Annotated in this window: 9 protein-coding genes; 4 read left to right on the forward strand and 5 right to left on the reverse strand. The window is 56.9% G+C overall.

Features of this window, described 5'->3' with window-relative positions:
• Positions 1-38: 38 nt before the first annotated feature.
• The 3 genes from HTIA_RS05240 to HTIA_RS16620 form a co-directional block, all read right to left on the reverse strand.
• Entirely contained in the window at positions 39-2,201 is a 2,163-nt protein-coding gene (locus tag HTIA_RS05240) for a GH32 C-terminal domain-containing protein (RefSeq protein ID WP_020936105.1), read from the reverse strand.
• A gap of 68 nt (positions 2,202-2,269) precedes the next feature.
• Positions 2,270-2,608 (reverse strand): hypothetical protein, encoded by a 339-nt coding sequence (locus tag HTIA_RS16615; protein ID WP_158413117.1) that lies wholly within the window; start codon positions 2,606-2,608, stop codon positions 2,270-2,272.
• Positions 2,605-2,760, reverse strand: coding sequence for a hypothetical protein (locus tag HTIA_RS16620; protein ID WP_020936106.1), 156 nt, complete (start codon positions 2,758-2,760; stop codon positions 2,605-2,607). Before HTIA_RS16620 ends, HTIA_RS16615 begins: the two co-directional genes overlap by 4 nt.
• A 622-nt stretch (positions 2,761-3,382) precedes the next feature.
• Here HTIA_RS16620 and HTIA_RS05250 point away from each other — a divergent pair.
• The 4 genes from HTIA_RS05250 to HTIA_RS05265 all read left to right on the forward strand — a co-directional run bounded on the left by HTIA_RS05250 (position 3,383) and on the right by HTIA_RS05265 (position 10,215).
• Positions 3,383-5,632, forward strand: a complete 2,250-nt coding sequence (locus HTIA_RS05250; RefSeq protein WP_008523901.1) for a TrmB family transcriptional regulator — start codon at positions 3,383-3,385, stop codon at positions 5,630-5,632.
• 321 nt (positions 5,633-5,953) lie between these two features.
• Complete coding sequence (rdfA, locus tag HTIA_RS05255; protein ID WP_008523900.1) at positions 5,954-6,571, forward strand: rod-determining factor RdfA; 618 nt, start codon at positions 5,954-5,956, stop codon at positions 6,569-6,571.
• A gap of 44 nt (positions 6,572-6,615) precedes the next feature.
• Positions 6,616-8,550, forward strand: a complete 1,935-nt coding sequence (locus HTIA_RS05260; protein ID WP_008523899.1) for an archaea-specific SMC-related protein — start codon at positions 6,616-6,618, stop codon at positions 8,548-8,550.
• 744 nt (positions 8,551-9,294) lie between these two features.
• A complete protein-coding gene (locus HTIA_RS05265) occupies positions 9,295-10,215 on the forward strand; it encodes a carbohydrate kinase family protein (protein ID WP_008523898.1) in 921 nt (306 codons plus the stop codon).
• Here the strand turns inward: HTIA_RS05265 and HTIA_RS05270 are convergent.
• Together HTIA_RS05270 and HTIA_RS05275 are read right to left on the reverse strand one after the other, a co-directional pair.
• Entirely contained in the window at positions 10,212-11,015 is an 804-nt protein-coding gene (locus tag HTIA_RS05270; protein WP_008523897.1) for a BtpA/SgcQ family protein, read from the reverse strand. The genes HTIA_RS05265 and HTIA_RS05270 overlap by 4 nt on opposite strands.
• A 210-nt stretch (positions 11,016-11,225) precedes the next feature.
• Entirely contained in the window at positions 11,226-11,711 is a 486-nt protein-coding gene (locus tag HTIA_RS05275) for a universal stress protein (protein ID WP_008523896.1), read from the reverse strand.
• Positions 11,712-11,766 lie beyond the last annotated feature (55 nt).

Raw genomic sequence — 11,766 nt, forward strand, 5'->3', positions numbered from 1 at the left:
GATTGATGTACTCGTGCGATCGTATCGTCGTTTTCCGGTTACTCCGAGTCGTTCATGCCACCGCCATCGAGTTTCCAGACATCGATTCGTTCGACGTGTGCTTCACCGCCGAAGGCGTACAATTCCATGTTATCGCTCCGTTCGCTGGCGGGATACACCCGGCTCGTCAGACAGCGTCGGCTGTTCGCGAAGATTTCGATCACCGATCGATCGAGGAACACGCGAAGTTCGATCGTCCCGTCCGCTTGCGGCGATACTGGAATGGCTTGTTCGTGCGTCGCTGTGTCGCTGTTGGCGGTAGGCTGCACTGAGTGTGTCCGTTCGACGACGAGTTGCCCATCTGCGTATCGTAGCACTGTCTGTTCTCTGGGTTCGCTCGCCGGCGACTGGAACACTGTAAGTCCGATTTCGTCGGCATCCCCCGGGTCGAACTCGAGATTGACTTCACACGTCCGACTTTCGACGCCGTCAAGGGGATTTGACGATTCAGGGGTGAGCGTCATGCCATCTACTCGATACGGATCGCTCCGGAGCCGTTCGAGCTCTGGTACGGGACGGATCGTTAGATCCCCGTCCGACTCGAGAGACACCTCTCGGGGAAGCGAAAGAAGTCCCGACCATCCCGCATCCCACTGGTCTCGGTCGCTCCGTGCTTCTTTGATCCACCCTAGCATGATCGTTCGCTCGTCCGTATTCATCGACTGTGGAGCGTAGAAATTGCCGGGATCTAGTGTTCCTTTTTTGTCGACATCGAACGAACCGTCACTGTACTCGCCCACGAAGTAGATGACTTCGTTGTAATTGGACACATGAAGAAGCGACTTCTCACCGAAGTCAAGCAATTCTGGACATTCCCATATCGGACCTGCCCCCGGCCAATCGCCGGTCAGGATCGGGCCGTGATATTCCCAGTCTATGAGGTTACTAGATTCATACAGGAGCGCGGTACCACCAACGTCTTCGATCCCAGCGCCGATGATCTGGTACCAGGTGTCATCGTCGCGCCATACGTTGTGGTCACGGAAATGAGCGTCCCACTCGTCAGTTCCGCATATATCTAAAGTCTCGGGCGGAGACGTAATGACCGGATTGCCGTCGGTTTTCGTCCACTCCCGTAATTCGTCGTCTCCAGTGGCAATGCACGGTAGCTGATCGCGATCGCTAACACCCGTATAAACGAACGTCGGTGTTCCACCGTCGTCAACGGTGCAGCCTGACCAGCACCCGTCTTCGTCCGGGCTTCCTGGATCCGGCGCAAGTGCGATCGGTTCGTCCCGCCACGTGACGAGATCGTCGCTCACAGCGTGTCCCCAGTGAATGGTATCGTGAAACGGCCCCTCCGGGTTGTACTGATAGAAGACGTGGTATTCACCGTCCCACTTGACAAGGCCGTTTGGATCGTTTAGCCAGTTCGCTGGCGCGGTAAGGTGATACTGGGGCCGGTGCTGGCCATTCGCGAGTTGCGTTCGCATCGCGTCGAGATCTTCTCTATCTGAGGGATAAGCGGCGGGACTAGCCGGATTTGAGGACGCAAGGTACTCGATGACGTTGTCGAACAGGGATTCGAGCGCACCGAGATATGGTTCGGACGAGACACCGTCGACCCAGCAGTCAGTTCCGAGTCCGACGACAGTACCGTCGCCAACCTCCCATTCGTACATCGATTTCTGTCTCGGCCTGTCCTCCCCATTTTGTCTCCGACCCGCTAACATGTTTCCGTCACGGGGGAGAAACCGTTGATAGCACGTCCCCACGAGTCCGTCGCGACCGGGTTGTGTCGTGAGTCGCAACGTATCGAGGTCATCGAATATAGGATGATTCTCGTGAAGTTTCTTGACGAGCAGTCCAGATTCAGTCTGTGAACCGTTGGGGGTATCATCTGGTGGGCGTGCGTCGATCCCTAGTCGTCCGACCGCAGTAACAGCATTGAGAGTAAGAAGCAGAGCACCACCTGCGTCCACGTAGTCATATATTCGCGTCAAGATCTCATCGCCTACGTTAGAGAAATCATCCATCGTCTCTCCGCGGTGCCAGCACAGGACATCGTATGTCGCTAAGTCGGAGTTGGACTCTTCAAGTAGTACTGTTTCGACTTTGTAACCGAGTTGGAGGAGAAGCCGATAATATGCCGCCTGTTCTTCACTCAAGGATCCGTCGTTGAGTAATCCTATGGTAATATCTTCTGGTACAGGGATCGTCATGACATGACTGCTTCTGAATACGGATATATATTTCTTGTGGTGTTGTATTGTCGGTAGTTCCCATTGAATCAGCCAGTAGTCAGAACTGACGTAGTTAGGTTCCCAGAAAGCGTCTGGATGGGTATTGTGGGGTTTTCTGCCACACAGACACCGTTCTTACGGCCTCTGAGCTTGAAGCTGTAGTGTTCGTTCTGTTCGCAGAGGTTCCAATCCCTGGAGTCGAAGGCTGCGGCTTCGACTCTTGGATCGTCCGCCAGACATTCCTCCAACCTGCTGTCAATCAGGAATCCATCAAGGCCGTCACCGACACCACTCGTGGAACGTACTCCGACGAATACACCCCCACACAACTGCACACCGTTCCAGACGTTGAACTCGAAGCCATCGTCAACAATATCTTCGCTCAACAGGCGGCGTGATCCTCGACCATGGTCTGAGGATCATCTGCCTCGACTTTGTCGATATCCACTACCATGTTCCACACGCTGAAGCCGGTGAACTCTGTCGCACGAAACCCCGCGATGGCATCTCTCAGTGCCATCGCTTTCTCGTTGGACACGTCCTCTGTCTACACACTACACCTGTTACAAACTCCAATCAGCGGCCGAACAGTAGCTATTACAAACGTATGATCGTGATGGAAAATCCGCCGATGGCGCAAGAGTGTGATTTGTAATCTGTGATTACTCCGAATATTACCTACTGTACTTGTCATATTATGGGTCGTGATGAGCTAGTATGCAATTATATTAATAGCTCTCTACTATATCGTTTCCGGCCCTGTCTTAGCCAAATCCGCCAAAACACCATAGTATACTATTGAATAGATATCGGAATAAAAGATTCACTATAGCTGTGGCAAATTTTAGTGCGTGACTTGACGGGATTGGTTTAGACAAATTGTTGTAATTCTAAAGTCGAAAAATTAAATCAGTTCTATTGGTGAAATCTGTTTCCTTGCCCATGTTAATAGATGTGTCATTTCACTCGGTGGCACTGAAGAACGACGAAATCGCGAATCTGGCGTTGCGGATGGTCGAGGCCCCAACAGCTCGAACCATCGATCAAAATGAGAATGCTACACTAAGTCATCGACGCACGTGCATGGATTAAGCCACTCTCAGACATCTTCAAGCAAGACAATCAGAAGATTGATGCTACACCATGCTGATAATTATGTAATGTCCGATCCGAAGAGTGATTGGGATATCCTTCCACAGGAAATACTCGAAGAGAACGCGGGGATGTCACCTTACGAAGCGAGCGTGTATCTGGCGCTTATTCGTGGTGGGAAACAGTCGATGAGCGAACTGTCCGACGCGAGTGAGGTTCCTCGACAACGAATCTACGATATCGTCAAAAGACTCCGTGAACGTGGATTCGTCGAAATAATCGACGAGTATCCGAAGCAAGCGTATCCAGTCGATCCGGAAAAAGCGCTGTCTCCGATTCAAGATCGCATTCGTCGTACTCGCAACTTCCTCGAGGATCTCCATCAAGCGGTTGACGAGGTTGAAGAGGGTGTTTCACTCTTCAAGAGCGAAGCGAGTATTCGAAAGTACATCCGTCGGATAATCACGACAGCCGATATGGACCTCTTTCTTACAATCCCTCACCACGCACTCGACATGTTCCGTGAGGACCTGAGCGAGCTACCTTCGGACGTGCGGACGAAATTGATCATCTCTGAAATCGACCCTGAAATCTCTGACGGCGACTCCATTGTTCTCGACAACGACGTTACTGAACTCGCCGATGAAGTTCGTGGCGTCACGTCATCGGAACCGTTTATTGTCTGTGCCGACCGAAAGACCGGCTTCTACTGGCCGGAACTCATCAGTACGCAACCGACCCAAGAGCAAGGATTCTACATCACAAATCCCGAACTCGGACTGTTGCTTGATCGGTTCCTCTCGGACTTACTTTGGCCGATTGCCCAACCAGTGAATCCATCGCAGAACACTTCGGAACTGCCTACGTTTCCAGCACAATACATTCGGGTACGTGACTGTCTTGCGGATCTCAAGCAGGTCACTGCCGATCGAGCACTCGAATCGTTCGAAATCGAGTTCGAGGGCTACGATACTGATACCGGTGAAGCAGTCACAAAGCGAGGCATATTGAGCGGGTACTATTTCAGCGAATTCGACGTTCGGGCTTCGTTTACACTCGACACCGTAGATGAACCAGCCACCAACGAACGGGAATCCGTCTCAGTGGGAGGGTGGAAAGCGATACAAGAGGACTACGAAGCAGTACGACTCACCGTCTACGAACGCGAGCACAGAGAGCTGTACTCGCTCGACACAGAAACGCGCAACTACGTCAAGGCCTGTCGCGAAGAACTTCCAAACTCATTCGGCGATCGTCACGCAGTAATCGGGATCGACACCACTGTCGACCGAATGCGAGAGATCGTTGTGGAGCAACTAGAGCCGGGGAAATATCGACCGATGGAAGAATACGCTTCGTTCCGTGAGTCGATCATCGAATTCGAAGCGGAAGATAGTCCGCCGGGAATGATGTGGGCACAGACTGAGACAACCCCCGGGGGGATAACTGGACACATGGGGGAAGTATTCAATCAACTTGACTATTCACTCGCCTTCGTCGGAAACTTCGGCAAGCCAATTCATCCAGTTTTCAAAACTGCCTATCAAGGTCAGACTATCTTCAGTATTGGTAGTCCTACGTACGCCGACTACGTTCAATTTGACGATGGGAAATTTATTCTCGCCGATCTTCCGCCGACCAACATTGACTGGGAAACCATTAGGAATACGCTTAGCCTCGATCGGATTGCTGAACAGGTAGACGGAGCGGAGTTCATTGCTCTCGGGACGTGGGGGCATTTCAATTCGCTACCGACTATTTGGGACGGAATACGAATGGATTTGTGGCCTCGGCTAGAGGACCCGCCAGAGAAAGCACTCGTATTACCGGGAGACATTCAAGACGTTCCTGACTCCGAAATCGAAAACGGGCTCGAATCTATTAGAAACCTAAGTGATATATTGGACGTAACCATAGTGACGAATAGAACCCAAGCTGATAGTTTTTCAAACGAAATCGACGGCGGAGAGGCGGCTATGTCCTTGAGCGACATGGCGACGATTCTTCAGGACGCGATGGAAGTTTCGAAGTTCGTCGTACACGCCCCGCTGGAAGCAGCACTCGGAAACGGGGAGGAAGTTCTGACGGCGTGTGCTCCCCGCCCGAGATCAGTACAGATCACGAACGTCGACGACCACTTTAACACTGGCCTGGCACTGGGAATGACGGAAGGACTCACTGATGAGGCATCGCTCGTTCTCGCGCACGCCGTTGCCGGAGTCTTCATGCGGGAACGTGAACCGCCGACGGAGAAACAGATCCGGTCGTTTGTGGCCGAATATGATCGGCTATTCGACTCACAGAAAGATACAAAATAGGGACGGATCAGAGCATCGCTACGTTCATTTCCCGTACGCTCATCTGTAGCAGACAGTACCTGTTGAACATCAAAAGTAGAGCCTCCCGAGTGACGAACTGATTCCTGCGATCAGAGAAAAACCTCGTTATCGACCACCCACCTGTCGTCCATCTCCGTCAAGCGGGTCAGCAATCCACTGGCCGTCGATCAGACAGAATCAGTATGCTTGATCGCTCAGTGCTGGCTAAGGCCCTAGGACTTACAATAGTATGTTTGTAAGGACCGTGTCAAAAGACGGACGACGGGAACACATTTTACGCAGGAAGACGTGGACGAGAATATGACTGAAGACAAAGACGAAGAGCGACGGTCGGGCGGGCAGCCACGGAGCAAGGTTGCCCGGGTCATCGATAGCTATGATCTCGGCATTGGAGACGAACTAGAACGGCGATGGCTCGCTACCGACGAGAGGGGCATGAGTCTGCGCGAATTGGCGACCTACGTCAATCGGGAAATTCTGGAGGCGGCGATCGAACAGAGTGAGAGGAGTGTGCTCGACGTCGACGTCGAGAGCGTCTACGAGCGGTTGACCAGTGACGACGTGAGCGAAGGTGTCCGGACGCGCAGCAGACGTCGCCTCGAGAGAAACGGGGTGGACGTCGAGGCAGTCACGAGCGACTTCGTGACCCACCAGGCAGTACATACGTATCTGCGGAAATACCGGGATGTCGAACAGCCGGAACAGACAGACGACCAGCGTCGCGAGTCCGCGATCGAGCGGATTCAGAAACTCCAGGACCGCTCGGCTGCGGTTACCCAGGACACAGTCGAAGGGTTACAACGGGTGGACATCGTCCCCGACGGTGACGTCGACGTCGTCGTCGATATTCAGGTCATCTATACGGACTCGGGCGAGCAATACAATGTCTTCGATCTCATCGAGGGATCGCCGACGTAACACGTTCCAAAACAATTATATGAACAGGAAAACGCACATCAAGTATGGCTTCGAAACAACAAGCAGAGGCTGAGGCGACTGTCTCAGTGCGTAACATCGGGGGCATCGACGAAACGACAGTCGAGTTACAACCGGGAGTAACTGTGCTTGCCGGCCGGAACGCGACGAATCGGACGTCCTTCTTGCAGGCGATCATGGCCGGACTCGGGAGTCGAGACGTCGCGATGAAACGGGACGCCGAGAGCGCGGCGGTGACGTTGTCGATCGGCGGCCAGACTTACCAGCGGCAGTTGCGCCGGCGTGCTGACCACATTGAGTTCGACGGCGACCCATATCTCGAGGATCCCGAACTCGCAGACCTCTTTGCCTTCCTGCTCGCCTCCAACGAGGCACGTCAGGCGGTAACGACCGAACAGAATCTCCGGGACGTCATCATGCGACCGGTCGACCTCGAGGAGATCAAAACGGAAATATCCCGACTCGAATCCGAGAAGAGTGACATCGACGAGGAGAGAGAGGCCATCGAAGCACGGAAGCAGACGCTCCCAGAACTCGAAGCCGAGAAGGCACGACTAGAAGACGAGATCGAGGAGACCCAGGAGGCCCTCACGGCGAAGGAGGCGGAGATCGACGCGGCAGACGCGGACGTCCAGACCCAGCGAACGGAACAGCAGCAGCTCGAAGCGAAACTCGACGAATTGCGGGAGGCGCGCAACACCCTCGAAGACGTCCGATACGATCTGGACACCGAACGCGAGAGCGTCGAGTCCCTCAAACAGGATCGCGCGACGATTGAAGCGGAACTCGAGGCTCTGCCGGAGACACCGGACGACGAAATCGATCGCCTCGATGCCGATATCAGTCAGTTGCGCGAACAGCGCCGACGGCTGGACAGCGAGATCAACTCCTTGCAGAGTACCGTCCGGTTCAACGAAGAGATGCTCGACGGCGAGCGGACGGACGTCTACAAGGCGATGACCGAGGACGGACACACCACCGAGGACCTCCTCACCGACAACGTGGTCTGCTGGACGTGTGGGTCGACGGTCCCTCGTGAACAGATCGAGGCGACCCTTGCGGAGCTGCGGAATCTCAGAGAAGACAAACTCGAAACGAAACGGGAACTCGCCGACGAACTCGACGACCTGAAAGCAGAGAAGGAACGGCTGGAGGGACAACGGACACAGCGAAGCGAATACGAACGCCAACTCTCGGCGATCGAAGACGAGTTGGCCCAGCGGGAAGACCGAATCGAAGCGTTACAGGAGCGTCGCACCGAGATGGAAACAGCAGTCAAAGAGCTGCAGGCAGCCGTCGAGGACCGCGAGTCCGAGCAGTTCGACGAGATTCTCGAACTCCATCAGGAGGCCAACGAGCTCGAGTACGAACTCGGCCGCCTGGAGACGGACCTCGAAGACGTCGAAGACGACATCGAGGCGATCGAGTCCCGGATCGACGAACAGTCCGAGCTGGAAGCCGAACGCGAGCGCATCGCCGACGAACTCATCGACCTCCGAACGCGGGTCGAAACACTCGAGAAAGACGCCGTCGAGGCGTTCAACGACCACATGGAGACGGTGCTGGGCGTCCTCGAATACGACAACTTAGATCGGATCTGGATCGAGCGAGCCCAACGAGAAGTAAAAGAGGGACGCCAGAAAGCGATCAGGACGTTCTTCGAATTGCACGTCGTCCGGTCGACGCCCTCGGGGACGACCTACGAGGACACGGTCGACCACTTGAGCGAGTCCGAGCGCGAAGTGACCGGACTGGTGTTCGCGCTGGCCGGGTATCTGGTCCACGAAGTCTACGAGACCGTGCCGTTCATGCTGCTGGATTCCCTGGAAGCGATCGACTCCGCCCGGATCGCCGATCTCGTCGAGTACTTCGGCGAGTTCGCCGACTACCTCGTCGTCGCCTTGCTTGAGGAAGACGCCGACGCCGTCGAGGGTGACCACACCCGGATCGAGTCGATATAGGGGCGTGCGACAGGAGGCACGTTCGAGCCGAGAGAATACAACAATGTTGGACGGCTCACGAGAGCGCTGTCAGTCACGACCCAGCGTTCTGATGCCCAAGATACAACAGGAGATCCGCTCCACACCGAGAAGCAGCCAAATCCTCGTGTGCTGGACAGCCGAACCGAGTCACACAATATTGGACTCCAGACGATTCATACTGCCGGCTGTAACAGACTGACGGAATTCGCCACCCCGGTGTGGCGAATATCGTTACGAACGTACAGCCGGCAGTATCAAGAGGCGAAACAGCCCACGGGCAGAGGGAGTTCAGTGAGCATACGCATCGTTGCGGCATTGACGCTGTGAAGTCAGTGCCATCCAGGTATATTGGACAAGAAGCCCCACAGCAGCTCCGACTGTAACAGAGCGCTACCGCCCGAGAAGACGGCAACTCTACGTTCCGGTCGGGACATCGTGCGTCCAAGATCGTTGCAATCCCAGCCACCGATCGTGACGAGTATACAGACGGCGTCCACGGACAGCCTGGCGAGAATGAAACCGGTCCTGTGGTCCTGGTTCGATCTGGGACACGGTCCGTCTTCTCGGCGTCCTCGACCGAGCTGATCCAAAGCGCGCCGCACCGTCCAGGCCAGAAGAACGCGGTCTTTTTTATCGCTCGAACCACTCGCTTCGGGCATGAAACGTGCAGCTGTTCAGAGTGGAAACCGAACTGCGACCGGACACGGACCGGGTGAGTGATGGATGGCGTCGATCGTCACCGTCGGTAGCGCTGTCATCGATCGGGTCTACGTCCTCTCGAACCTTCCGGAACCGGACGGGGGAGCGTTCGTCACGGACTACGAGGAACGCGCCGGTGGCGTCGCCGCGAACGTTGCCTGTGCCCTTGGGGCGCTCGAGCACGAGACGGCCGTACTCTCGCGGGTCGGGCACGACGACGCGGCCGAGTTGATCGTCGACTCCCTCCAAGGATACGGCGTCGACGTCAGCGCCATCCAGCGCGGGAGCGCTGATTCCTCGTATACACTCGTCCTCCGCGGGCCGGACGGCAATCGGATGATCGTCGCCGGCGGCGACAGCGTCCCGGAGTTGCGACTCGGCGAGCGTGATCGAGATCGCCTGCAGGCTGCAGACGGCGTGTTTACGAGCGCCTACGCACCGGATCGCGTCGTCAGCGAACTCGTCGAGTTACGTCGCGCGGGCGACATAGCGAGGCTCGTCTTCGACCTTTCTGGGCCCCTTTCGGAACTTGAAGGACGCGGAACGGCTCCGGAGACGATCGACGCGCTTGCTGGGACTGCCGACCTGTTCATCACCAACGAGGTCGCCGCTCGATCGTATCTCGAGCGCGCGCCCGAAGACGCTGCGCGGCGACTCAACGAAGCCGGAGCAGCCCGCGTCGCCGTCACGGCTGGGTCAGACGGCGCGTACCTCGCCGAGAGCGGGACCGATCCGATCCACGTCCCGGCGGTCGGGCGTGACGTGGTCGATACGACCGGCGCTGGCGACCAGTTCACGGCCGCACTGACTCACGCCTGGGTACTCGACGGACAGTCACCGGCCGAGGCAGGACGGACGGCTGCGACGGCAGCGGCCCAAAACTGTACGGCAGCCGGCCCACGAGGGGCACTCGCGACGCCGGCCGATCTACGCGGCGATCGCTAATCCGCTCTCGCCGCCGCGACGAGTTCGCGAGCGCGGTCTTCGTCGACAGGCGCGGTCGTCTCGCCGCTTTCTTTCAAGTCCGTTCCGACGATGACGCCGTCCGCGACGTCGAGCGTCTCCGCGACCGTGTCTCGTCGGACACCGCTGCCGACGAATACCGGGACATCGCGATCGAGGTCGTCGCGGGCGTCGACGACAGCCTCGAGATGATCGCGATCGGTTTCGTGACCAGTTCCGGCCCCACTGGCGACGACCCCGTCGGCGTGGCCCCGCTCGACCAGTTCGGCAACTTCCTCGGGCAGCGGGCGCTCTGCAAGTGGTGCGGAGTGTTTCACGTCGACGTCGGCCAGGATCGAGACGTCGGCCTCAAGGCGATCACGGAGGCGGATCGTCTCCGGAGCGTTCCCGGTCACGACGCCCTGATCGGTCAGGCGCGCGCTGGTGTGGACGTTGATCCGCACGAGTGAGGCTTCCGCAGCCGCGGCGATCGACAATGCAGCCTCGGCGTCGTTTCGGAGGACGTTGACACCGATCGGCAGGTCCGTCTCCCGACGGAGGTCGCTGACGTAAGAGGTCATCGACGCGACGACGTGTTTCGGTACGTCCTCGGCATAGAACGGCGCGTCCCCGAAGTTCTCGATCATCAACCCGTCGACGCCCGCGGCCTCGAGTCGGCGAGCGTCTCGGAGCATCGCGTCCCGGATAGCTTCACGATCCCCGTCGAAGCCGGGCGCGCCGGGAAGCGCCTGGAGGTGGATCATCCCGAACACCGACCGGTCGGCGTCGATGCCACCCGTCATTGTCGGTCCTCCCGAAAATTTCGAAAGTCGAAACTCACAACACAGTTTGTGATGCATTGCATACCTATGTAGTCATGGGGGCAGGCTAAATCATTTTCGCAAGCGTGTCCCGAGAAGCGTACACGTGTCAGTGTGTCGTTCGCGTACTCCTCGACGCTGACTTTCGGAGATGAGCGTGGCGGTCTGTTCTGGCCGGTGGCCGAGACAGGGTTACTCGTACCGGACGAACGTCACCGGGCACGGCGCGTCGAGTAAGACTGCCTGGGCGACACTGCCGAAGATGACCTTGTCGGTCGGCGAGCGTCGCCGGCCACTCAGAACGACTCTATCGGCTTCGACATCTTCGGCGAGTGCGAGCAACCCCTCGCTTGGATCGCCCGCAGCACCGCGGGTTGTGTACGCAACATCGGCGTCGGCAAGCTTGTCGGTGACCTGCTGGATCGTCTCGTTGTTCGCAAGGACGTCGTCAACGTCGTCACTGTCGAGGACTTCGGTGTACTCGTCGTTCGAGAGGAGGTGTGGTTGCCTGCCGGGCGTCGGGAACGACGGGTACTCCTCGAGGTCGTCCGAGAGGACGTGCCCAACGACGACTTCGGCGTCGAGGGGTTCCGCGATCTCTAAAACGGCGTCCATCAACTGTTCGGTCCGGTCGTCGTCGTGCTCCCTGACGGCAAGCAGGATCGTCTCCAGTGCCATAGTAGCGGCATCTAACGCATAATATAAAAATGCTATGCTGTTCTATACAAAATAG

The organism is Halorhabdus tiamatea SARL4B, assembly GCF_000470655.1.
Classification (GTDB): Archaea; Halobacteriota; Halobacteria; order Halobacteriales; family Haloarculaceae; genus Halorhabdus; species Halorhabdus tiamatea.